This window comes from Mesorhizobium sp. J428 (genome assembly GCF_024699925.1).
Taxonomy (GTDB): Bacteria; Pseudomonadota; Alphaproteobacteria; order Rhizobiales; family Rhizobiaceae; genus Mesorhizobium_A.
In genome coordinates this window covers 1,396,889-1,418,310 of the sequence record NZ_JAJOMX010000001.1, presented here as the reverse complement: position 1 = coordinate 1,418,310, position 21,422 = coordinate 1,396,889, and the positions used below count along the sequence as shown (strand labels likewise).

At 65.6% G+C, this 21,422-nt stretch carries 20 protein-coding genes, 1 pseudogene and 1 riboswitch; of the genes and pseudogenes, 8 read left to right on the top strand and 13 right to left on the bottom strand.

From position 1 onward, the window contains the following. Positions 1-101 precede the first annotated feature (101 nt). Positions 102-1,358: an FAD-dependent oxidoreductase gene (locus LRS09_RS07045; protein ID WP_257805073.1), complete on the bottom strand. Its 1,257-nt coding sequence runs from the start codon at positions 1,356-1,358 to the stop codon at positions 102-104. 806 nt (positions 1,359-2,164) lie between these two features. On the opposite strand from LRS09_RS07045, the gene LRS09_RS07040 reads away from it, so the two are divergent. Continuing rightward, the gene (locus tag LRS09_RS07040; protein ID WP_257805072.1) at positions 2,165-2,362 is read left to right on the top strand and encodes a hypothetical protein; all 198 of its coding nucleotides are present in this window, start codon (positions 2,165-2,167) and stop codon (positions 2,360-2,362) included. A gap of 266 nt (positions 2,363-2,628) precedes the next feature. On the opposite strand, the gene LRS09_RS07035 is transcribed toward LRS09_RS07040, so the two are convergent. The 3 genes from LRS09_RS07035 to LRS09_RS07025 all read right to left on the bottom strand — a co-directional run bounded on the left by LRS09_RS07035 (position 2,629) and on the right by LRS09_RS07025 (position 5,249). Beyond that, a complete protein-coding gene (locus LRS09_RS07035; RefSeq protein ID WP_257805071.1) occupies positions 2,629-3,714 on the bottom strand; it encodes an ABC transporter substrate-binding protein in 1,086 nt (361 codons plus the stop codon). A gap of 63 nt (positions 3,715-3,777) precedes the next feature. Beyond that, on the bottom strand, positions 3,778-4,461 hold the full coding sequence (betI, locus tag LRS09_RS07030) for a transcriptional regulator BetI (protein ID WP_257805070.1): 684 nt from the start codon (positions 4,459-4,461) through the stop codon (positions 3,778-3,780). 8 nt (positions 4,462-4,469) lie between these two features. Further along, positions 4,470-5,249, bottom strand: coding sequence for a methyltransferase domain-containing protein (locus LRS09_RS07025; RefSeq protein WP_257805069.1), 780 nt, complete (start codon positions 5,247-5,249; stop codon positions 4,470-4,472). 156 nt (positions 5,250-5,405) lie between these two features. Here LRS09_RS07025 and LRS09_RS07020 point away from each other — a divergent pair, with 156 nt between their 5' ends. From LRS09_RS07020 to LRS09_RS07005, 4 genes and pseudogenes are all read left to right on the top strand, one after another. Then, positions 5,406-7,025, top strand: a complete 1,620-nt coding sequence (locus LRS09_RS07020) for an NAD(P)/FAD-dependent oxidoreductase (RefSeq protein ID WP_257805068.1) — start codon at positions 5,406-5,408, stop codon at positions 7,023-7,025. Then, a complete protein-coding gene (locus LRS09_RS07015) occupies positions 7,012-8,586 on the top strand; it encodes an NAD(P)/FAD-dependent oxidoreductase (RefSeq protein WP_257805067.1) in 1,575 nt (524 codons plus the stop codon). Before LRS09_RS07020 ends, LRS09_RS07015 begins: the two co-directional genes overlap by 14 nt. 187 nt (positions 8,587-8,773) lie before the next feature. Beyond that, a pseudogene (locus LRS09_RS07010) lies at positions 8,774-9,992 on the top strand (aminomethyltransferase family protein). Continuing rightward, on the top strand, positions 9,992-10,231 hold the full coding sequence (locus LRS09_RS07005) for a hypothetical protein (RefSeq protein WP_257805066.1): 240 nt from the start codon (positions 9,992-9,994) through the stop codon (positions 10,229-10,231). Before LRS09_RS07010 ends, LRS09_RS07005 begins: the two are co-directional and overlap by 1 nt. 33 nt (positions 10,232-10,264) lie before the next feature. Here the strand turns inward: LRS09_RS07005 and LRS09_RS07000 are convergent, their stop codons facing one another. From LRS09_RS07000 to LRS09_RS06990, 3 genes are all read right to left on the bottom strand, one after another. Then, on the bottom strand, positions 10,265-11,200 hold the full coding sequence (locus LRS09_RS07000; RefSeq protein WP_257805065.1) for a prephenate/arogenate dehydrogenase family protein: 936 nt from the start codon (positions 11,198-11,200) through the stop codon (positions 10,265-10,267). After that, positions 11,197-12,294 (bottom strand): histidinol-phosphate transaminase, encoded by a 1,098-nt coding sequence (gene hisC / locus LRS09_RS06995; RefSeq protein WP_257805064.1) that lies wholly within the window; start codon positions 12,292-12,294, stop codon positions 11,197-11,199. The genes LRS09_RS07000 and hisC overlap by 4 nt, the downstream gene beginning before the upstream one ends. Positions 12,295-12,433: 139 nt before the next feature. Further along, positions 12,434-12,925, bottom strand: coding sequence for a hypothetical protein (locus LRS09_RS06990; protein ID WP_257805063.1), 492 nt, complete (start codon positions 12,923-12,925; stop codon positions 12,434-12,436). Positions 12,926-13,212: 287 nt separating this feature from the next. Between LRS09_RS06990 and LRS09_RS06985 the strand changes: the two genes are divergently transcribed. Together LRS09_RS06985 and metA are read left to right on the top strand one after the other, a co-directional pair. Beyond that, positions 13,213-14,565 carry an MFS transporter gene (locus LRS09_RS06985; RefSeq protein WP_257805062.1) on the top strand — a complete coding sequence of 451 codons (1,353 nt, stop codon included), beginning with the start codon at positions 13,213-13,215 and terminating at the stop codon, positions 14,563-14,565. Positions 14,566-14,637: 72 nt separating this feature from the next. Then, positions 14,638-14,715: riboswitch (SAM riboswitch) on the top strand. A gap of 45 nt (positions 14,716-14,760) precedes the next feature. Then, positions 14,761-15,699, top strand: coding sequence for a homoserine O-succinyltransferase (metA, locus tag LRS09_RS06980; protein ID WP_257805061.1), 939 nt, complete (start codon positions 14,761-14,763; stop codon positions 15,697-15,699). Between the two features lie 51 nt (positions 15,700-15,750). Here the strand turns inward: metA and LRS09_RS06975 are convergent, their stop codons facing one another. Both LRS09_RS06975 and LRS09_RS06970 read right to left on the bottom strand, forming a co-directional pair. Next, positions 15,751-15,951, bottom strand: a complete 201-nt coding sequence (locus LRS09_RS06975; RefSeq protein WP_257805060.1) for a hypothetical protein — start codon at positions 15,949-15,951, stop codon at positions 15,751-15,753. A gap of 42 nt (positions 15,952-15,993) precedes the next feature. Next, entirely contained in the window at positions 15,994-16,740 is a 747-nt protein-coding gene (locus LRS09_RS06970; protein WP_257810144.1) for a class I SAM-dependent methyltransferase, read from the bottom strand. A 101-nt stretch (positions 16,741-16,841) separates the two neighbouring features. On the opposite strand from LRS09_RS06970, the gene gloB reads away from it, so the two are divergent. Further along, entirely contained in the window at positions 16,842-17,609 is a 768-nt protein-coding gene (gene gloB / locus LRS09_RS06965) for a hydroxyacylglutathione hydrolase (RefSeq protein WP_257805059.1), read from the top strand. A 7-nt stretch (positions 17,610-17,616) separates the two neighbouring features. Here gloB and LRS09_RS06960 read toward each other — a convergent pair whose 3' ends face one another. The 4 genes from LRS09_RS06960 to LRS09_RS06945 all read right to left on the bottom strand — a co-directional run bounded on the left by LRS09_RS06960 (position 17,617) and on the right by LRS09_RS06945 (position 21,410). Continuing rightward, on the bottom strand, positions 17,617-18,495 hold the full coding sequence (locus LRS09_RS06960; protein WP_257805058.1) for a 3-hydroxybutyryl-CoA dehydrogenase: 879 nt from the start codon (positions 18,493-18,495) through the stop codon (positions 17,617-17,619). A 121-nt stretch (positions 18,496-18,616) separates the two neighbouring features. Then, positions 18,617-19,546, bottom strand: coding sequence for an electron transfer flavoprotein subunit alpha/FixB family protein (locus LRS09_RS06955; protein ID WP_257805057.1), 930 nt, complete (start codon positions 19,544-19,546; stop codon positions 18,617-18,619). A gap of 24 nt (positions 19,547-19,570) precedes the next feature. After that, a complete protein-coding gene (locus tag LRS09_RS06950) occupies positions 19,571-20,317 on the bottom strand; it encodes an electron transfer flavoprotein subunit beta/FixA family protein (RefSeq protein WP_257805056.1) in 747 nt (248 codons plus the stop codon). Positions 20,318-20,642: 325 nt separating this feature from the next. After that, the gene (locus LRS09_RS06945) at positions 20,643-21,410 is read right to left on the bottom strand and encodes a rhomboid family intramembrane serine protease (protein ID WP_257805055.1); all 768 of its coding nucleotides are present in this window, start codon (positions 21,408-21,410) and stop codon (positions 20,643-20,645) included. Positions 21,411-21,422: the final 12 nt, after the last annotated feature.

Genomic DNA, 21,422 nt, shown 5'->3' with positions numbered 1-21,422 from the left:
GAAATATTGCAATGATAGGTTGCATATATATTCACAAGAGCCGATAAGCCCTGCGAGGGCAGTTCCCGCCTTGAGGCTGTCGATACGGCGTCAGCGGAAAATCAGCCTATGTCTCGGGCGGCACCCGCCGCCCGCCGCCCCGCCACGATCGCCCCCTCCACATATCCCGGATACTCTGGCGAAATCTCCGAGCAGGCGAAATGCAGCGGCCCGATGCCGGCGCTGATCACCGCCTCCGCGTCCCGGGCATTCATGTCCATGATCAGGTCGCTGTAGGCGCCGCCCGACCATTGGTCGTAGGACCAGTCGCGCACCAGCATATCCAGCGGCGCGGCGGCTTCGGGTCCCAGCGCGTCGGTGAGAAAAGCGAGGAAATCCTCGCGGATGCCGCTTTCTCCCCGCTCTCGCCATGCGAGCGCGCTCGGCCCGCCGATGAAGCCGGTCAGCGCCGGCCTCTCGGGCGTGCCGGTGTCGCAGGCGAACAGTCCAGCGGGTTCGCGGAACATCACGACGCCCGACAGCCCTTTGTCGAGCCAGAAGGCGCGGCTGTAGCGGATGAACAGCTTGATCACGAAACCGCTGCGCCACACCGACAGCGCATGCGCCAGAGGTGCCGGCAGGGCAGGGGCGTAGTCGATTCGCGCGGCCATCGAGGGCGGCAGGGCCACGATCGCCGCGAGGGCCTCGATCGTTCCGGAGGGCGTGGCGACGCTCACGTCGCCTTCGCTCCAGACGATCCCGCGCGCTGGCGTCGAGAGCCGCACGCGATCGCCGAGCTCCGCCGCGAGATCCTCCGCCAGCGCATGCATCGTGCGCGCGGGAAAATGCTGCAGCTCGAACTCTTCGTTGGTGATGCGCCGGTCGTTGTCGATCATGTACCACAGCGGCACGTCGTCGATCGGCTGGCACCACAGGCCCTCCAGCATCGAGCGGAAGGCGGCCTTCTGGTTCGCATCCTCCGGTTGGCGCGCCAGCCAGGCGGCGACGGTGAGGCCGGCGATCGCGGGATCGTCCGGGTCCATTGCGACGTAGCGGTCACGCAGCTCCATCGCGCCCTGTCGCGCCCGGTCGAGGCTGTCTGACGGCAGCGGCGGCACCGACACGTCCCGTCCCTCGAAGGCGGGGCTGACCAGTCTGTGCCCGTGCTCACGCAGCAGCGCCATCACGTTCACCATGTCGTCGCAGGCGAACTGCCCGCCGGTGTCGACACGCTCGCCAAGCGCATTCACCTGCGATTCAACCCGCCCGCCCACCCTGTCCCGCGCCTCCAGCACAACGACATCCTTGCCCTGCCGCGCGAGCTCGAGCGCCGCGGAAAGACCGGTGAAGCCGGCGCCGATGATGATGACATCATGCATTGAAGATCGTCCCTCGCCGTCCGTCTACACCGGTTCGGAGGTGCGGGCGAGAGTGGGGATGGCGGGCATCTCTCAGCGCCCTCTCGCGCTGCCCTCCCCCATGCCGCGCATGCTCCTCGCCGGGACGAGATACTTGTATCGCTCGTCCGGTGCGGTCGTCACTCCTGGCGCGCAGCTGAACCCAGAATACAGAGGATCGGCCCGGCGGCTCAGGCTATCTCCCCCCTGGAGGGGGAGAAAGCAAATTCCTGGGCTTGGCGAAGCCAAGTCCTTGGAATTTGCAAGAGAGGGGGCAGTTGCCAGCGTGGCGGTAACCCCCTCACTTGCGATTTCTAAGACTTAGCCTGCGGCTAAGGTCTTGAAATCGCTTTCTCTCCCTCAAGGGGAGAGATTGAGCGCGGTTGCCTGCACCCCGTTGATCGATTTCCGCCCCTTCCGTCGCCAACCTCTTGCCCGGCTTCGAGATTCTCACAACCGCCAACTTTTTCTATCCCCGCCCTTCGAGAAGGCACCACACTTGTGCCCGGTCAAACGGGAGCCGGCGATGGGCTGGAGGGCGAAGGCGGGGAGGGAACAGGCGTTAAAGGCGAGGATCGTCATGCGCCTGTTCTCGATCGCCGACATGGCCGAACAGGCCGCCAGCCGCTCGTTCTGGGTCCGCTGGTGCGTGCTGTGGGCCGCCTGGCAGGCCAATGCGCTGCTTAGCGCCTATGTCGAGGGCACGCTGCGCAGTTCCGCCCGCAGGCCCTGGACGCCCGTCCTGATGCCGGCCGGCTTCGGCAGCAATCCCTTCGATGCGGAGGACATTGCCGATTCTGCTCAGAGCATTCGGGCTCTACATGCAGGCCATCGCGGCACAGCTCTGCCGCCTGTCGTTCCTGCACCAAGGGCAGGCCTCCGACGAGGCCGGCAACGAGGGCAACGCGATCCACGGCCTCGACGCCTTCATCGAGAGACTTGCCATAGCCGCCTCCATCCCGGTCGAGCTGCACGACACGTCCTGAGAGGCACTTGTTCTGCACCCTTGCAGGACAGGTGAGTGCTCCAGACCGATTCTGCTTGCTTCCGCGAAAAATGCGCTGCGGTCGGCGACTTCGCGCGGCCGAAGAGCAGCGTCTCTCTCCCCGTTCACGGGGAGAGATGTCCGGCAGGACAGTGAGGGGCGGCGTCAACTCCCGAAAGCTGTCACCATGCCCCTCATCCGCCCTTCGGGCACCTTCTCCCCGTGAACGGGGAGAAGGAAAGGGCCGCGCCGCCGCTCAACCGCCCTTCAATACCCCGATTTGATCTTCTCGAACTCGGCGATCATCTTGCCCTTGAGCTCGGCCGGCACGGGCGACTGGAACAGCGTCTTGTCGACGAATTTCGCCACGTCGGCATAGCCCTTGGCCTTCAGCACTTCGGGATCGACCGCCTCCATCGCCTTGGCGTTGGCGTGGCCGTAGCCCCAGTCGTTCACGATGTATTTGGCGACCTCCGGGTCGTCGTTGACGTCGGACAGGAATTCGTAGGCCTTGTCCGTGTTGCCGGGCGCGTCCTTCAGCATCACGTAGCCGCAGACCCAGGTGGTCAGGCCCTCGGCCGTGTCGCGGTTGATGGCGAAGGGCTTGCCTTCGTTGGCGAGCTGCGTGCCGGCGTCGTTCCACGCCCAGGCGAGATCGACCTCGCCGCCGCCCAGCGCCTGCACGATCTCGGTGGAATCGGTCCAGTAGAGCCGCACGTTCTTGTGCACCTCGCGCAGGAAATCGGACGCCTGCTTGAACTGCTCGTCAGTCATCGCCGTCCAGTCCTTCAGCCCGATGACGAGGCTCGCCAGCGCATAGGCGTCGTCGACATTGTCGCCGATCGAGACGCGGCCCTTGAACTTCGGGTCGGCGAAGGCTTTCAGCGAGGTCACCTCCTCCGCCTTGATCTTCTCGGTGTTGTAGGTCAGCGCCGTGTTGCCCCAGTCCCAGGGCATGAACCAGGCCTTGCCCTCGGCGTCCGTGGCGAGGTTCTTCATCGCCATGATGCCGGGGTTCAGGTCGTTCCAGCCGCGGATCTTCGACGTGTCGAGCGGCTGCAGGATGCCCGCCTCGCGCCACTTCACCACGCTCTGCGAGCAGGGGTGTGCGAGGTCGGTCTTGAAGCCGGCGCGGATCTTCTCAAAGGCCTCGTCCTCGTCGCCGAAGAAGGTGAAGGTCGGCGAGTCGCCGTATTTCTCGACATATTTCGGATGGAAGGCCGGGTCCTCGTAGCCCGACCAGTCGAACACGGTGAGTTCGCTGTCCTCCGCGAGCGACACGGTCGACACCGACGCGGCGAGCGCGGCGGCAAGGGATGCGGTGAGCAATGTCCGTCTGCCGAATGCTGTCATGATGGGGTTCTCCTGTCCCGTTTTCGTTCCCGTATGCTTGATCTGGGCGCCCCTTTTCCCGGACTACGCCCGGCGCGCGCCGGCCTGCGCGAAGTGCTTCGGAAACACCACCGCCAGATGTTCGAGTGCCGCCTCATGCGCCTTTTCGCGGTTGATCTCCTCGCCGCCCATCATCAGCCGCAGCCACACGCCTTCCAGCATCGCCGCGAGGCCAAGCGCGACCTTCTCCGGATCGAAGGCGTAGCCGCCGTCCTTCGCAAGCGCCGCGCACAGCTCCACCATCGTGTTCTGGTAGGCGAGGTCGCGCGATCCGCACAGCGCCTGGTAGGTCGGCCGCGACTTCGCCTCACCCCAGAAGGCGCACCAGGCGGCGAGCTTGCGGCGCGAACAGACCGCGCGGTCGAAGTCGGCCGCGACGACCGCCGCCAACCGCTTCGCCGGATCGTCGCCCGCCTTGTCCAGCGCGCCGCGCCAGTGGGCGGCATATTCCTCGGACATGTGCTGGAGGGTCGCCACCAGCAGCTTTTCCTTGGATTCGAAATGGAAGTTGACGATGCCGCGCGAAAGGCCGGCGCCATCGGCCACGTCGGCCATCGTCGTCTCGGAATAGCCGCGCTTCGCCAGCGAATCGATCGTCGCCTCGATCAGCTGCAGCCGCCGCGTCTCCTTCGAGGCCTTGCGGCCCTTGCGTTCCGCCTCCGGCTCCTTGGGCTGTTCCGATTTCGGACGTTCGGCGGTCTTGAGCATCTGTCTGATTATTCCGGCTTCTGTCCGCGCAGATGGGTGGGCCGGTGCTCACCGGAGTCAAGCACCTTCTGCATCGCTTCCCACGTCCTGATGTTCTTGCGCACGTAGTCCTCGCCGACCGCGTTCGAGGCCTTCTCGAACATCGGGCCTTTGAGCTTCTCCAACTCGCCGCGCGCGACCTCGCGGTACCAGGGATTGCGGTCGACCATCACGACATCGCGGAAGCCGGCGCGCTCCATCGCTTTGGCGTAGCGCGCCGGCGAGGCCATCGCGAAGCTCAGCCCCTCCGCCGCGATATAGGCCTTCATGTCGTCCGACGGCTCGCCGTCGTGGCTGATCATCCAGTTGGACGCGGCGATTGTGCCGCCGGGCTTCAGCACGCGGAAGATCTCGGCGAATATCGCGTCCTTGTCCGGCACGTGCAGCAGCGCGTCCTTGGAGAAGACGACGTCGAAGCTCTCGTTGGCAAAGGGCAGGGCACCCGGCGGGGCCTGCACGAACTCGACGACGTTGGCGAGCCCGCACGTCGCGGCGCGGTCGATGGCGTGGCGGATCACCGGCTCCTCGATGTCGAAGCCGGTGACGTGGGCCGCGCCGTGGTTCCTGAAGATGTGGACCGCGATGCCGCCCGAGCCGCAGCCGATGTCGAGCACCCGCTTACCCTTGACGTCGACGCCGTCGAGCACCCGGTCGACCTCTTCCGGCCCGCCCGGCGACAGCCAGCCGTCGCCCCACAGCGCTTCGAGGAAGCGGATCGCGGTGTCGTCATATTCGGGCTGGTCGTGCATGGCCCGCAGCTCTCCCGCGCGGATAGGTCGACAGTCGTGAAACCCTAGCGCAGTTGGAGGAAATCGCAAGCACTCTTGTTGAACGTTCATTCAATATGGCTGGACAGGTGGGGATTTTCCGTGGCAGCCTTGCGAAAGACCGCGAGGGGAGACGGCTTGAAGACCTGGGACGCCATCGTGATCGGCGCGGGCCACAACGGCCTCGTCAACGCCTGCTACTTGCAGCGGGCCGGCCTCGACGTGCTGGTGGTCGAGAAGAACGACTGGGTTGGCGGTGCCGCCACCAGTCGTGAACTCACGCCCGGCTGGCTCTATTCCAACTGCTCCTATGTCTGCTCGCTGTTCCGGCCTGAGATCATGCGTGACCTCGAGCTGCCGCGCTTCGGCCTGCAGGTCATCCCCTATGAGGGTGGCGCGGTGTTCACGCAGGACGGCGATTATCTCGCCTCCTACCGCGACCACGACGCGCACCGCCGCGAGTTCGCCCGCTGGTCGCCGCGCGATGCGGAAGCCTATGACCGCTATGCCCGCGACGTGACGCGGCAGTGCCGCTTCATCCAGCCGCTCTTGATGCGCACCGCGCCCGACCCGACGAGTCTGCGGCCCCGCGACCTCGGCGAGTTGCTCTATCTCGGCAAGAAGTTCGGCGGGCTGACACCGGCCGAGATGGCGCTGACGCTGCGATTCTGGACGATGTCGATCTCCGACTTTCTCGACGAGTATTTCGAGACGCCGGTGATCAAGGCCAATCTCGCGCTGTCCGGCATCATCGGCACCGCGCTCGGGCCGATGTCGCCCGGCACCGCCTATGTGCTCCTCCACCACTATATGGGTGAGGTCGACGGTTCCATCGGCGCCTGGGGCTACGCGCGGGGCGGCATGGGCGCAGTGACGAAAGCGCTGGCGGACTCCTTCAAGGCCTCGGGCGGCACCATCCGCACCGGCGCCGGCGTCGACCACGTCCTCGTGCGCAGCGGCCGCACCACCGGCGTGGTGCTGGCGAACGGTGAGGAGGTGAGCGCAAAAATCGTTATCTCCAACGCCGACGTGAAGCGCACCTTTCTCAAGCTGGTCGAGGAGAAGGAACTGCCCGAGCTGTTCCTGCGGCGGGTCAAGAACTTCAAGATCCGCGGTTCGTCCGGCAAGGTGAACATCGCGCTCGACTCGATGCCGGAGTTCCCGGCGCTGCCGAAGGATTCGCCCTGCCTCAAGGGCGACATGCACTTTACCGACACGGTGGAGCGGATGGAGCGCGGCTACGACGACTGGAAGGAGGGCCGCTTCTCGCGCGACCCCTTCCTCGACATGGTGCTGCCCACCACGCTTGACCCGACGATGGCGTCCGCCGGCAAGCACTTCATGTCCTGCTTCGTGCAATACGCACCGCCGAAGATCGACGGACGCGACTGGACCGACGCCGACCGCGACGCCTTCGCCGAGACGGTGATCTCCCAGATCGCCGATTATTCGCCCGGCTTCCGCGACCGCATCGTCCACATGGAGGTGCGCACGCCGCGCGAGATCGAGGCCGAGGTCGGCCTCACCGAGGGCAACATCTTCCAGGGTGAGCTGACCTTCGACCAACTCCTCTTCAACCGCCCGGTGCCGGGCTATGCGCAATACCGCTCGCCGGTCGGCGGCCTATACATGTGCGGCTCGTCCACCCACCCCGGCGGCGGCGTCATGGGTGCGCCGGGCAGGAATGCCGCGGCCGAGATCCTGCGCGACCTCAAGCGCCCCAACCGCCAGATGAGCGACGCCCATGACGTCATCTGAGAAAAGCTGGGACGTCATCGTCGTCGGCGGCGGCCACAACGGGCTGGTGGCGGCGGCCGTGCTGGGAAAGGCCGAGCGCAAGGTGCTGCTGGTGGAAGCCGATACGGAACTGGGCGGGCCGGCGCGGACGGAAGAGTTTTTCCCCGGCTACCGTGCCTCGACCGCGCATCTCCTCAACCGCCTGCATCCAGAGGTGATCAAAGAACTCGATCTTGCCGGGCAGGGTCTCGCCTTCGCCCGTCCCAGCCTTGCGCCGACAGCGCTCATATCCCCCGACCGCGACCCCATCCTCCTCTCCGGCGGCTGGGGTGAAACAATCGGCGGCGACGTGTCTGTCTCCGAAAGGCAGGCCTGGCTCGCCATGCGTGCACAACTCGTGCGCTACGCCGCCATCCTCAAACCGTTCCTCACCAAACTCCCGCCCTCCCTCCACGGCATGCCGCTTACCGAAGCCCTCGGCTACGGTGGTGCCGCGCTTGCGCTGAAGCGACTCGGCAAGGAGGACATGCGCGATTTCCTGCGCATGATGCTGATGAATGTCCACGACGTCGCCGACGAGCATCTTTCGGATGACCGGCTGAAAGGCTTTGTGGGCTTCGAGGCCGTGCTCGGCAGCCATCTCGGCCCACGCTCGCCGACCTCGATGCTCGGCCTCTACTATCGCCTGACCGGGGAGACTGCAGGCGAGGCGGGCGGGCAGGTGATGCCGAGGGGCGGCATGGGCGCGGTGGTCGCGGCCATGCGCAAAGCAGCGGAGGCTGCGGGCGTGACCATCCGTTGCGGTGCACCCGTCTCGCGCATCCTAGTAGAGAAAGGTCGCGTGGTTGGCATTCGCCTCGAAGGCGGCGAGGAAATCCGCGCGGGCGCGGTCGTCTCGGCGATCAACCCGCGCACGACGCTGGTCGATCTGGTCGGCCCGGCCGAACTCGACACGGGGGTGGTGCGCAAGGCGCAGGCTATCCGCATGAAGGGCAACGTCGCGAAGCTCCACCTTGCACTGTCCGGCATCCCAGCTTTCCGCGCGCCACGCGAGGCGCTGGCAGGCCGGCTGGTGATCGCGCCGTCGTCGCAGTCGGTGGAACGTGCCTTCAACCCGGCAAAATACGGCGAGCTGTCGCCCGAGCCGGTGATGGAGATCGTGCTGCCGAGCCTGTCTGACCCGTCGCTCGCGCCCTCCGGCGGCTGCGTGCTCTCGGCCAACGTCCAGTTCGCCCCCTACGCGCTCAAGGGCGGCTGGGAGGCCGGAAGGCCGGCATTCCTTGCCGCGATCATGGCGGTGCTGGAGCGCCATGCGCCGGGCATCGGCGGGCTGGTCGAGCATGCAGAACTGCTCACCCCCGCCGACATCGAGGCCCGCTACCGCATGCCCGGCGGTCACTGGCACCACGGCGAACTCCAGGTCGACCAGATGCTAGTCAACCGCCCCTTCTATGGGGCGGAGCGTTATGCGGCGCCGGTTGACGGGCTATGGCTGGCGTCTGCGGGTTCGCATCCGGGCGGCGGCATTTCGGGCGTGCCGGGGCTGAATGCGGCGCGGGCTTTGCTGAAGGGGAGGGGGTGATGGCCGTGTTTCAACAGGTCGACCTCGCGCCCCCTCCACCGCCTTCGGCGGTCCCCCTCCCCCGCTTCGCAGGGGAGGATCCGCGGCAGCACCGCCGGTGTGACCTGGATCCTCCCCCGTTTACGGGGGAGGGGGACCACGAAGTGGTGGAGGGGGCGTCATCAGCGCGAAGGAGCTCTACATCGCCATGACGAACGCTCTCGCCACTCGCCGCGCCGCGCAATCCCACATCGAGAACCTGCGCCTCGAATCCCCGTTCCATCCCCGCCTCGCCGCCCTGTCGCAGCAGAACGACTGGTATTCCTGGGCCGGCTACAAGGCGCCGCATTCGTTGTGGGACGAGGAGATGGAGTATTTCGCCATCCGCTCGCAGACGGCGGTGTTCGACATCTCGCCGATGGTGAAATACCGCATCGAGGGGCCGGATGCGGAGGTGTTCTGCAACCGGCTTACACTGCGCAATGTGACAAAGCTCAAGCCCGGCAAGGTGCAGTACCGCCTGGTGCGACGACGAGGGCCACGTCCTCGACGACGGCACACTGTTCCGCCTCTCCGCCACCCGCTTCCGCCTCTGCTGCCAGGAGCGCCACCTGCCATGGCTGCTCGATAGCGCTATCGGCTTCGATGTGAGCGTGCGCGAGGAGACCGAGGAAATCGCAGGGCTTGCGGTGCAGGGGCCGATGTCGTGCGCGGCGCTCAAGGATGCGGGCTTCGTCGGTATCGAGACGATGAAGCCGTTCGACATCCGCGTCTTTCACTTCCCCGCAGGCGAGGTGACCATCTCACGCACCGGCTTCACCGGTGATCTCGGTTACGAGCTCTTTGTCGACGCGAATCTTGCGCTGCCACTGTGGGATCACCTGTTCGTCGCGGGAAAGCTGCGCGGCATCCGCGCCATTGGCTACACCGCGCTCAACCGCGCCCGCATCGAGACCGGATTCATCGTCGCCAATACCGATTTCACCACGGCCGAGCACGCCGTCCGCGCCGACCGCGTCAGGATGCCCGATGAGATCGGGCTCGACTGGATGGTCGATTTCGACAAGCCGCATTTCAATGGCCGTCGCGCCATTGAGCGCGCGCGGCGCGATGGTACGCTGAAGCATGTGCTGGTCGGCCTGGAGATCGAGGGCAATGTCCCGGCCGAACACGTGATCGTCTATCATCGGAAGACGAAGGAGGCGGGGATCGTCACGGCCGGCGTCTGGTCGCCGACGGGCAAGCGCAATATTGCGATTGCCAGTCTGGAACGGCCCTACGGCACGAAGATCGTCGACGATCTCTGGGTCGAGATCTACGCCATGCGCGAGCTGCGCTACCAGAAGCTGATGAAGCGCGCGAAGATCGTCGAACGCCCCTTCGTCAAGCTCGCGCGACGCACGCTGACGCCGCCAGGTGATTTCTGATGTCGGACGACGATGCCGAACTCGCGGAGAACTGGGCGCTGGTCCGCACGCCGCTCGGCGAGACGTGGTCCGGCCGGGCGCGCTATGCGGCAGCGATGGCCCTCTACAAGCGCGGACTGATGAACGCCGAGACACTGGAGGTCTACCGGCTCTGCTCCCGCCTCGACCACCAGGACCCGCTGGCGATTATCCACGATCGCGGATGTGGAAAGGATTGGCTGGAGAAGATGAGAGCTTAGCTCTGCCCTTCTCGCGCGAAGGGCAGAGGGGCACTAGGATTTCGGCGGATGCGCCACGACCTGGCGGCCGAAGTCGGGCACGTCCACTTCCTGGCCGGCTTCGATGATCGAACGCCGGACGGCACGCGTGCGGGTGAATAGGTCGAACAGTTTCTCCCCGTCGCCCCATCGCACCGCCTTCTGCAGATAGGCAAGGTCTTCGGAGAAGCGCGCCAGCATTTCGAGGATCGCGTCCCTGTTGTGCAGGCACACGTCCCGCCACATGGTCGGGTCGGACGCGGCGAGGCGGGTAAAGTCGCGGAAGCCGGAGGCGGCGTATTTGATCACTTCGCCTTCCGCCACCTCTTCGAGATCGCTCGCCGTGCCGACGATGTTGTAGGCGATGATATGTGGCAGGTGCGAGACGATCGCCAGCACGCGGTCGTGGTGCTCGGCGTCCATCACGTCGACATTCGATCCGCAGGCGCGCCAGAAGAAGGACAGCTTCTCCAGCGCTGCCGGGTCGGTGCCGGGCAGAGGCGTGAAGATGCACCAGCGGTTCTCGAACAGGTCGGCAAATCCCGCGTCCGGTCCCGACTTCTCCGTGCCCGCCAGCGGATGCCCCGGGATGAAGTGGACGCCGGCCGGCACGTGCGGCGCCATCTGTGCGATGACAGAGCCCTTGGTCGAGCCGACGTCCGTCAGGATCGCGCCCTGCCTCAGGGCCGGCGCGATCTCCTCGGCCACCGCGCCCGACGAGCCGACGGGAACCGAGACGATGACCAAGTCCGCGTCGCGCACCGCTTCCTTCGCATCGGTCGAATAGCTGTCGCCGAGGCCGAGCTCCTCCGCGCGCCTCAGCGTCGCGGCGCTGCGCGTGGAGATGGCGATATGCTTCGCCAGCCCCTCGCGGCGGATGACGCGCGCCAGCGACGAGCCGATCAGGCCGATGCCGACCAGCGCGATCTTCTCGAACTGCGGCTCGGTCATTTGAGGAAGTCCTTCAGCGCCGCGACGACGCCGCGGTTGGCCTCCTCGGTGCCGATCGTCATGCGCAACGCATTGGGGAAGCCGTAGGCCGCGACCCGGCGCAGCACATAGCCGCGGGCGGTGAGATAATCGTCGGCCTTCGCGGCCGAATGCGCCTCGCCGGCCGGGAAGTGGATCAGGATGAAGTTGCCGACCGACGGCGTCACCGTCAGGCCGAGCTTCGTCAGTTCTTCCGTCGTCCAGGCCAGCCACTGCTCGTTGTGCGCGACAGAACGCTCGACGTGCGAACGGTCGCGGATCGCGGCGATGCCGGCCTCGATCGCGGCGGCGTTGACGTTGAAGGGGCCGCGCATGCGGTTCATCGCATCGGCGATGTGGGCCGGACAGTAGGCCCAGCCGAGGCGGATGCCGCCCAGCCCGTGCACCTTGGAGAAGGTCCGGGTCATCACGACGTTCTCGGTCGAGGAGACCAGCTCGATGCCGGACTCATAGTCGTTACGGCGCACGAATTCGGCATAGGCCGCGTCCAGCACCAGCAGCACGTTCTTCGGCAGGGCGGCATGCAGGCGGCGCACCTCGTCGAATGGGATATAGGTGCCGGTCGGGTTGTTCGGATTGGCGAGGAAGACGATGCGGGTTCGGTCCGTCACGGCGGCGAGGATCGCGTCGACGTCGGTGGTCGCGTCCTTCTCCCGGACGGTCACGGGCACAGCGCCCGCGGCTTGGGTGTAGATCTTGTAGACGAGGAAGCCGTGCTCGGTGATGATCGCCTCGTCGCCCGCCGTGAGATAGGTCTGCGCCAGCAGGCCGAGTATCTCGTCCGATCCGTTCGAGCAGACGATGTTGGCAGGGTTCAGCCCGTGTACCTCGCCGATTGCCTCGCGCAGCTTCGTCGCGGCGCCGTCGGGATAGAACTCCATTTTTTCAGCCAGCGCCTTCACCGCCTCCTTGGCAGCGGGCGAAGCGCCGAGCGGGTTTTCGTTGGAGGAGAGCTTGTGAAGCTTCACGCCGGCAGGGGCCGCGCTTTTGCCCGGTACGTAGGCCGCGATGTCCATCACGCCGGGTTTGGGCTCGGGACGAAGGGTTGCGGACATGGCGGGCGGTTCCTGTTCGAGAAGACGCGTGCCTTTAGCGGATTTTGGTGGGGTGGGGGAAGGGGGGGCGCGACCGGGCGGGGCGATCGGACGCTCCTTCGCCTCCCTGCGGGCCTATGGCGATGGACAATGCCCACGGTCACGCCCTTGCCGTTCTGGTGCCCGTTGACCTCTCCAGCCAGGAAATGCTGCTTGGCGTCGGCGGAAAAGATCGTGCCAGTACCGTCGACAGCGCTGATGCCGCTCGGCATGGCGCCGGCCGCACGCGCCGCGGCTTGCGGCCTGGCAGGTAGTATTTGGTGATCGGCAGCACGCGAAGGTCGGGATTGGCCGCCTCCAGCGCGAGTCTGCCCGCATGCGTCATCGCGACCACGGCGGGGCCGTCGGGAAATCGCTGCGACACGACTTCGAAGTCGTTGCTGCCGACTGCCTCGCCGAGCTCGTCGCTGACCGAGCGGGCGGCCGCCACCATGGCGTTGGCGCTGAAATGCCCGTAGCGGCCGATGTTGTCCGCAGCGACTTTGACGATCCCCGCCCGCATGCCGGCCACCGAGGACGGCATGGTTTCGCTCGTCACGCCCGCGCCGGGCAGGACGACATAACGCCGCTTAGCTCCATACCTGCGTGTCATCCCCTGCCTCCCCACAAGGGTGTATGTCAAAATCAGACAACCGATTTTGAACGGCGCGTGTGTCGGACTTCCCTCTTGAGGGAAATCTTGTTGCAGAGGCCGCCTTCTTCGGCGGATGCGCCTGTCGCGCCCGGGCGACCATGCATGGCGGCTATGCAGGATCGGACCTTCAAGAGAGGCCGTCATTTTGATAGCGCAGCCGCAATCCCGGACCATGACGTGCGGCAGCAGCGGAGCGCAAGCGGCGCTCCAGGCCAGATTCTGCCGACCTCCCAAGGAGCATATCCATGTCGACCATCGCGACGGCCAATGCCGGACACGCAGCGCCAGCCAATCCGCGCTCGCGCGTCATTCTCGCAAGCCTGGTCGGCACGACGATCGAGTTCTACGATTTCTACGTCTACGCCACGGCCGCCGTGCTCGTGTTCCCGCACCTCTTCTTCCCGGCGGGCAACGAGACGACTGCGCTGCTCGCCTCCTTCGCGGTGTTCGGCGCCGCCATGGTGGCGCGCCCGCTTGGGGCGATCTTCTTTGGCCATCTCGGCGATCGGCGCGGCCGCAAGATCACGCTTGTCGGCGCGCTGCTCACCATGGGCATCGCCACCTTCCTGATCGGAGCGCTGCCGACCTACGAGACCGCCGGGTGGCTTGCCACCGCGCTGCTGGTGATCATGCGCCTCGCACAGGGCTTCGCGCTCGGCGGCGAGTGGAGCGGCGCAGCGCTGGTTGCAACCGAGAACGCGCCGGCCGGCAAGCGGGCGGTGTTCGGTACCTTCCCGCAGCTCGGCGCGCCGATCGGCTTCATCATCGCCAATGGGCTGTTCCTGATTATCGCGGCGCTGATGCCGTCGGACGATCCCTCGCGGCCTTCCGAAGCCTTCCTAAACTGGGGTTGGCGTATTCCCTTCCTGTTCTCGATCGTTATGGTCGCCGTGGGCCTGTGGGTGCGGCTCAACCTCGTCGAGAGCTCGGCCTTCGAGAACACCGTGAAGAAGGGCAAGGTGCAGAAGCTGCCGCTCGCGGCCGCGTTCCGCGACCATTGGAAGGAGCTGATCCTCGGCACGCTCTACATGCTTGCGACCTACGTGCTGTTCTACCTGATGACGACTTTCTCGCTCAGCTACGGTCGCGCGGCCACTACAGCGGCGGTGCCGGGCCTCGGCTACGACTACCGGACCTTCGTGCTGATGATGATCGTGGGCGTCGTCTTCTTCGGCATCTTCACGCTGGTGTCCGGCCCCTGGGCCGATCGCTGGGGCCGCCGCAAGACACTCATCTGGGTCACGACGGGCATCGCCCTGTTCGGCCTGTGCTGGGTGCCGCTCCTTTCGCTCGGCACGCCCGGCGTGCTGGCCTGGCTGATCCTCGGCTTCACGCTGATGGGCATGACCTTCGGTCCGATGGGCGCGCTGCTGCCGGAGCTGTTCCCGGCCAATGTGCGCTATACGGGCTCGGGCGTCTCCTACAACGTCTCCTCCATCCTGGGTGCTGCCGTCGCTCCCTTCGTGGCGGTGGCGCTCTGGAGCGCGGGCGGGGGCAGTCCCTTCTGGGTGGGCGTCTACCTGTCGGTCATGGCGCTCATCACCCTGGGCGCGTTGCTGGTCGGCAAGGAGACGAGGAACGTCGACATCGATGCATGAGATGGGACGCGGCGGGCCGGCTGTGCCGGTTCGCCGTCCCATTGACGCCCGCTCCGGGCGGGACTATGTGGTGCGTGAACCCGTGGTGATTTGGCCGGTCGGCTTGCAGCCACGTTAAACAAGTCGCTAAAGGGCCGTCGCAGATTGCAACCGGCTTTGCGCGACCCGCAGGCCGGTTTTTGTTTGGAGTTTGCGATGCCGATCAAGATACCCGATCAGCTTCCCGCCCGGGAAATCCTCGTCCGTGAGGGTGTGTCCGTGATGGACGAGCGGACGGCGCTGCGCCAGGACATCCGTCCGCTGCAGATCGGGCTCCTGAACCTGATGCCCAACAAGATCCGCACCGAAACACAGTTCGCGCGCCTGATCGGAGCGTCTCCGCTGCAGGTCGAGCTGTCGCTCGTGCGCATCGGCGGCCACAAGGCTCGTAACACGTCCGAGGAGCACCTGATTTCCTTCTACCAGACCTGGGAGGAGGTCGCGGAGCGCAAGTTCGATGGCTTCATCATCACTGGGGCGCCCATCGAGTTGCTGCCGTTCGAACAGGTGTCCTACTGGAACGAACTGACCCGTATTCTCGACTGGACGAAGTCGAACGTGCACTCGTCCTTCTTCATCTGCTGGGGCGCCATGGCGGCCGCCTGGCACTTCCATCGCGTCCCGAAATATCCGCTGGACCAGAAGGCCTTCGGGGTCTTCAGGCACACCAACAACGCCCCGGCGTCGCCTTACCTCGCCGGCTTCTCGGACGATTTCGCCATTCCGGTCTCGCGCTGGACGGAGGTGAAGAGTGCCGACGTGTCCGCCGCGCCGAGCCTGGAACTGCTGATGGAATCAGATGCGACCGGCCCATGCCTCGTTGCCGAACGGACCGGCAACCGGCTCTATATGTTCAACCACATCGAATACGACTCGACGTCGCTGAAGGAAGAATATGATCGTGACGTCGCCGCGGGCACGCCGATCGCGATACCGCACGAATACTATCCGGACGACGATCCGAGCCGGCCGCCGCTCAACCGCTGGCGTTCGCACGCCCATCTTCTGTTCGGCAACTGGATCAACCAGGTCTACCAGACGACATCGTTCGAGCTGGACAAGATCGGTCAGCGCCCGGCGCTCGTGACGGCGTAACTTTTGCCTCCGTGCGACAACCGTCGCGCGGAAGCAGAACGCAGGATCCAATCAGGCGGCCCGGGCGAAGGGCAGCGATGCATCCGTCCGAGCCTCGTTGGCTTCCCGGATGCATTCCTGCAGCAAGTCGAGATCGACCGGGCCGTGAAGGCTCAGATGCATGTCGAGGTCGTCGAGCTCCCAGCCCAGCTCCGAAAGCTGTGCGATGATGGCACCTATGACGCGCCGGTCGTCGAAGCGGGTGATCTGCATGCTATTCCCCGATTTGCCCGGGAGAATGCTGCGACAAGATGGTTACCGATCGGTTAACGAACTGCGTCCGGCGCCCTGCGGACTGAGCACCGGCACGAAAACACGGCGCGAGGCGCGCCGGCTGACGGGGATGCCCTGATAGAGCCGCTTCTGCGCCTCGACGACGATCACGCCGGAAAACATCGGCCAAAAGCGCCGTCCGGCCCGCTCGAGATAGTGATGCAGACGCAGGACCGCCCGGCGATGGCTCGGCGGAAAGAACAGCGCCTCCGAGAAGGGACCGGGGGTGAAGTTTGATTCGCGCAGCGTCTTGATGAGCTGGCCGCGCGAATAGGGCCGGCCTGTGCCGAAGGGCGTGTGTTCGAGGCGGGCCCAGACTCCGCGGCGGTTCGGCACGACCACGACCAGGCGTCCGTTCGGGGCCAGCACCCGCCACATCTCCTTCAGCGTCTCGTGCGGGTCCTCGGAGTGCTCGAGCGCATGCACCATCAATATCCGGTCGATCGAGGAATCGGGCAGTGGCAGCTCCTCGTCGAACACAAGAGCGGTGGCGGACGGCCCCTGCGGCGGCCAGTTCACGGCCCCTTGCGTCGCGGGCATGAAGGCGAAGACACGCTCGGCATCGGTGCCGAACCGCTCCAGCCAGGGCAGGGCGTAGCCGAGGCCGACCAGCCGTTCGTTGGGGACGGCAGCCCATACAGGCTCCATCGCGGCCGCGATCGACTTCTCCGCCAGCCTGCCGAGCAGGGACGAATAGAAGGCGCGAAGATCGACAATGTCGGCATACATGGCCTCGACCGTACCCATGTGTTGGTAATTGTTCAAGGAACGCGGGATGACATCGGCCGATGGCCGCCCTATCTTCCGGCCATCTCCCGGAGAAGCCGCTCATGCCCCTGATGGTCGAACAATTCATGTGCCGAAGCGACAATTTCGGCGTCCTGCTGCACGACGCCTCGACCGGGCAGACGGCAGTGATCGACGCGCCCGAGGAGCGGCCGATCCTTGAGGCGGTGGAGCGCACTGGCTGGCGGCCGACGGTCATCCTGACCACGCACCACCATCCCGACCATGTCGAGGCCAATCTCGCGCTGAAGGAACGCTTCGGCCTGACGATCATCGGGCCGAAGGCGGAGGCCGCGAAGATTCCCGGGATCGACAGGACGGTGGTCGACGGCGAGAGCTTCGACTTCTCCGGCCATCCGGTCCATGTCATCGAAACGCCCGGACACACGGCCGGCCACGTCTGCTACCACCTGCCGAAGGACGGACTGCTCTTTGCCGGCGACACGCTCTTCGCGCTCGGCTGCGGGCGGCTGTTCGAGCGCGGGCCGACCGACATGTATCGGTCGCTGAAGAAGCTCGCCGAACTGCCGCTGGAGACGGTCGTCTATTGCGGCCACGAATACACCCTGTCCAACGCCCGCTTTGCGCTGTCGGTCGACCCGACCAACTCGGCGCTGAAGGAGCGTGCGAAGGAGATCGAGGCGCTGCGCGCCGCCGACAAGCCGACGCTGCCGACCACGCTGATGGCCGAGATGTCGACCAACCCTTTCCTGCGCTGGCACGACCCGGTGATCCGCAGGAACCTCGGCATGGAAACGGCGTCCGACGAGGCGATCTTCGCCGAAATCAGGAAGCGTAAGGACGTGTTCTAGAAATGCCCTACCGCGTCGGGATGGGCGTTTCGCCGCGATAGTCGTAAAAGCCGCGGCCGGTCTTGCGGCCGAGCCAGCCGGCCTCGACATATTTTACCAAGAGCGGGCAGGGACGGTATTTCGTATCCGACAGGCCGTCATGCAGCACCTGCATGATCGACAGGCAGGTGTCGAGACCGATGAAGTCGGCGAGCTGCAGCGGTCCCATCGGATGGTTGGCGCCGAGCTTCATCGCCGTGTCGATGCCCTCCACCGTGCCGACGCCCTCATAAAGCACGTAGATCGCCTCGTTGATCATCGGCAGGAGGATGCGGTTGACGATGAAGGCCGGGAAGTCCTCGGCCACCGTAATCGTCTTGTCAAGCGAATGGACAAAGGCCTTCGCTGCCTCGAAGGTCTGGTCGACAGTGGCGATGCCGCGCACCAGTTCCACCAGCTTCATCACCGGCACGGGGTTCATGAAGTGGATGCCGATGAAACGCTCGGGCCGATCCGTGCTCGCCGCCATGCGGGTGATCGAGATCGACGAGGTGTTGGTGGCGATGAGCGCCTCCGGATTCAGCACCGGGCAAAGCTGCTGGAAGATCTTACGCTTGACCGTCTCGTCCTCCGTCGCTGCCTCGATCACGAGGTCGGCGCCAGCGAGATCCTGCATCGTCTCGGCCGGGCGGATGCGGCCGACGGCGGCGTTGCGGGCCTGTTCAGGCATCTTCCCGGAGGCAACCTGGCGGGCCATGTTGCCGCTGACGGTGGCGATGCCTTTCTCGATACGGTCTTTGGAGATGTCGTAGAGGAGGACGTCGTAGCCGGCGAGTGCCGCGACATGGGCGATGCCGCCGCCCATCTGCCCGGCACCAATGATGCCGACGGTTCCGATCTTGCCCATGTTCCTCGCCCTGTCTCCACCCGGACCCGAGTGCCCCAGGTCTTTGTGCAGTGCAAACTAAAAGGGCGGGGAGACTTCGTCTACCCCGCCCCGGAGATTTCATACCTTTGCAGGCCGGCTGTCAAAGAGCCTTTTCAAGCTCCGGCAGGATGGTGAAGAGATCGCCGACGAGGCCGTAGTCGGCGACCTGGAAGATCGGGGCCTCCTCGTCCTTGTTGATGGCGACGATGACCTTCGAGTCCTTCATGCCTGCGAGGTGCTGGATCGCGCCGGAGATGCCGACCGCGATGTAGAGCTGCGGGGCGACGACCTTGCCGGTCTGGCCGACCTGCCAGTCGTTCGGCGCGTAGCCCGCGTCGACCGCGGCGCGCGAGGCACCCACGGCGGCACCCAGCTTGTCGGCCACCGGCAGGATGACCTCCTGGAACTTCTCCGAGGAACCGAGTGCGCGGCCGCCCGAGATGATGATCTTGGCCGAGGTCAGCTCCGGACGGTCGCTCTCGGACAGCCGGTTCTCCACGAAGGAGGACAGGCCCGGATCGGCCGCCGCGTTGACGCTCTCGACCGGAGCCGAGCCGCCTTCGCCCGCCGCCTGGAACGAGGCGGTGCGCACGGTGATCACTTTCTTCGGATCGGTCGACTGCACCGTCTGGATGGCGTTGCCGGCATAGATCGGGCGCTTGAAGGTGTCGGCCGAGACGACCTCGATGATCTCGGAGATCTGCATCACGTCGAGCAGGGCGGCGACGCGCGGCAGCACGTTCTTACCCATGGTGGTCGCCGGCGCGATGATCGTGTCGTAGCCGCCCGCGAGCGCCACCACGGTGGCAGCGACCGGTTCGGCCAGGCGCTCGGCCAGCGCGTCGCTCTCGACGAGCAGCACCTTGGTTGCGCCCTTGAGCTTGGAGGCCGCGTCGGCGGCCGCCTTGGCGCCCTTGCCGGCGACGAGGATGTGGACGTCCGAGCCAATCTTCAGCGCAGCGGAGAGGGCCTTCGATGTCTGGTCCGACAGCGAGGCGTTGTCATGTTCGGCGACGAGGAGAATTGCCATTGTTCTGATCCTTTCCTGATCGCCTCAGATAACGCCGGCGCCCTTGAGGGCCGACACGAGTTCTTGGACGGTCTTGACCTTCACGCCCGCCTTGCGGCCGCCCGGCTCTTCGGTCTTCAGCACTTTCAGCCGCGCCTTCACTTCGACGCCGAAGTCGCCGGCCGTCTTTTCGTCCAGCGGCTTCTTCTTCGCCTTCATGATGTTCGGCAGCGAGGCATAGCGCGGCTGGTTGAGGCGCAGGTCGGTCGTCACGATCGCAGGCAGCTTCACCTCGATCACCTGCAGGCCGCCGTCGACCTCGCGCGTCACCTTGGCCTTGCCGTCGGCAAGCTCGACCTTCGAGGCGAACGTTGCCTGCGACCAGCCCAGCAGTGCAGCCAGCATCTGGCCGGTCTGGTTGGCGTCGTCGTCGATCGCCTGCTTGCCAAGGATGATCAGTTCCGGCTTCTCGGCGTCCGCGATGCCCTTCAGGATCTTGGCAACCGTCAGCGGTTCGACCGTCTCGTCGACCTTGACCAGGATGCCGCGGTCAGCACCCATTGCGAGCGCCGTGCGGATCGTCTCCTGTGCCTGCGCCGGGCCGACCGACACGACCACGATCTCCTCGACCTTACCGGCTTCCTTGAGGCGGATCGCTTCCTCGACGCTGATCTCGTCGAACGGGTTCATTGCCATCTTCACATTGGCAAGCTCGACACCGGACCCGTCGCCTTTAACGCGGATCTTCACATTCGCGTCCACAACCCGCTTCACAGGCACAAGTACTTTCATGCGTCGATTTCCTCTCTGATGCGTATCCGGCGCTGCTATCACGCAGATGGCTTGCCGGCTTGCCAATTGCCGACGTGGCGGCACTAGAAAACGGACATCGGGCCTCAAAGACCCGAAAAACGCTTGTTGCTCTAGTCGTGGGGGCCAGTCGCGTCAATAAGCAAACGATGGCCGCGAAGCGGCTGTGTCGGCGTCGCCGATCCCGCGGGCTGCCTGGGGGCCGGTAGGGTCCCGGCGCCCTGTCGAAGATCGGGCGACGTCAGCCCGGTGCTGTTCGACACAGCGCATGTGCGCGTCGCGGGTCGACGGCCGCTGGACAATGGTCCTACTGCCGGCCCCAGGGGCCGCTCGGGGAAACCGGCGCGGTGGCCGGCGGCGGCAGGGCGACTTCGGCGCCGCGCGGCGTGACGATGTCCCTGTCGAGGAGCGGCACGCCCTTGCGCCGCATGAACACGATCAGCACCGCGCCGGCAATGATGCCGCCGATATGCGCGGCCCACGATACCTGCTCCTTGCCGGCAGCTGCGAACATGAGGAACTGGAAGGCAATCCAGAGCACGATCGGGATCCAGGCGGGAATGCGCAGCGGCAGGCGCATCAGCACAAGCACCCAGACCTTCACCCGCGGATGCAGCAGGAGATAGGCTGAGACCACACCTGCGATCGCGCCCGACGCGCCGATCAGCGGCACCTGCGAATTCACGTCGACGATGCCGTGCAGCCAGGCGCCGGCGATGGCGCAGAGCAGGTAGAAGATCAGGAAGCGGACATGGCCGAGCGCATCCTCGACATTGTCACCGAACACCCACAGGAACAGCATGTTGCCGGCAAGATGCATGAAGTCGCCGTGCAGGAAGGCGTAAGTGATGTAGGTGAGGATGTCGGGAACGATGATCTGGTCCGGACCGCGCTCGGCGAGGTCGTAGATGGTCGAGGGGATGTAGCCTAGCCCGATCGCCGCCGCCTGCGCGAAATTCTCGCTGGAAAAGGTCGTCATCAGCCAGACAACAACATTGGCGACGATCAGCCCGATCGTCACATATTGCATCTTGATGTATTTCAGGCTGTTGGCGTCGTGCAGCGGAATGAACATTCAGTGCGCCCC

Coding starts and splice junctions, on each gene's coding strand:
- LRS09_RS06985 (WP_257805062.1), top strand. CDS start 13,213: ATGTCGACCATCGCGACGGCCAATGCCGGACACGCAGCGCCAGCCAAT.
- LRS09_RS06975 (WP_257805060.1), bottom strand. CDS start 15,951: ATGCAGATCACCCGCTTCGACGACCGGCGCGTCATAGGTGCCATCATC.
- LRS09_RS06955 (WP_257805057.1), bottom strand. CDS start 19,546: ATGGCAATTCTCCTCGTCGCCGAACATGACAACGCCTCGCTGTCGGAC.
- LRS09_RS07045 (WP_257805073.1), bottom strand. CDS start 1,358: ATGCATGATGTCATCATCATCGGCGCCGGCTTCACCGGTCTTTCCGCG.
- LRS09_RS07000 (WP_257805065.1), bottom strand. CDS start 11,200: ATGACCGAGCCGCAGTTCGAGAAGATCGCGCTGGTCGGCATCGGCCTG.
- LRS09_RS07035 (WP_257805071.1), bottom strand. CDS start 3,714: ATGACAGCATTCGGCAGACGGACATTGCTCACCGCATCCCTTGCCGCC.
- LRS09_RS06960 (WP_257805058.1), bottom strand. CDS start 18,495: ATGGGCAAGATCGGAACCGTCGGCATCATTGGTGCCGGGCAGATGGGC.
- LRS09_RS06945 (WP_257805055.1), bottom strand. CDS start 21,410: ATGTTCATTCCGCTGCACGACGCCAACAGCCTGAAATACATCAAGATG.
- LRS09_RS07025 (WP_257805069.1), bottom strand. CDS start 5,249: ATGCACGACCAGCCCGAATATGACGACACCGCGATCCGCTTCCTCGAA.
- LRS09_RS06970 (WP_257810144.1), bottom strand. CDS start 16,740: ATGTATGCCGACATTGTCGATCTTCGCGCCTTCTATTCGTCCCTGCTC.
- betI (WP_257805070.1), bottom strand. CDS start 4,461: ATGCTCAAGACCGCCGAACGTCCGAAATCGGAACAGCCCAAGGAGCCG.
- gloB (WP_257805059.1), top strand. CDS start 16,842: ATGCCCCTGATGGTCGAACAATTCATGTGCCGAAGCGACAATTTCGGC.
- hisC (WP_257805064.1), bottom strand. CDS start 12,294: ATGTCCGCAACCCTTCGTCCCGAGCCCAAACCCGGCGTGATGGACATC.
- LRS09_RS07015 (WP_257805067.1), top strand. CDS start 7,012: ATGACGTCATCTGAGAAAAGCTGGGACGTCATCGTCGTCGGCGGCGGC.
- metA (WP_257805061.1), top strand. CDS start 14,761: ATGCCGATCAAGATACCCGATCAGCTTCCCGCCCGGGAAATCCTCGTC.
- LRS09_RS07005 (WP_257805066.1), top strand. CDS start 9,992: ATGTCGGACGACGATGCCGAACTCGCGGAGAACTGGGCGCTGGTCCGC.
- LRS09_RS06990 (WP_257805063.1), bottom strand. CDS start 12,925: ATGACACGCAGGTATGGAGCTAAGCGGCGTTATGTCGTCCTGCCCGGC.
- LRS09_RS06950 (WP_257805056.1), bottom strand. CDS start 20,317: ATGAAAGTACTTGTGCCTGTGAAGCGGGTTGTGGACGCGAATGTGAAG.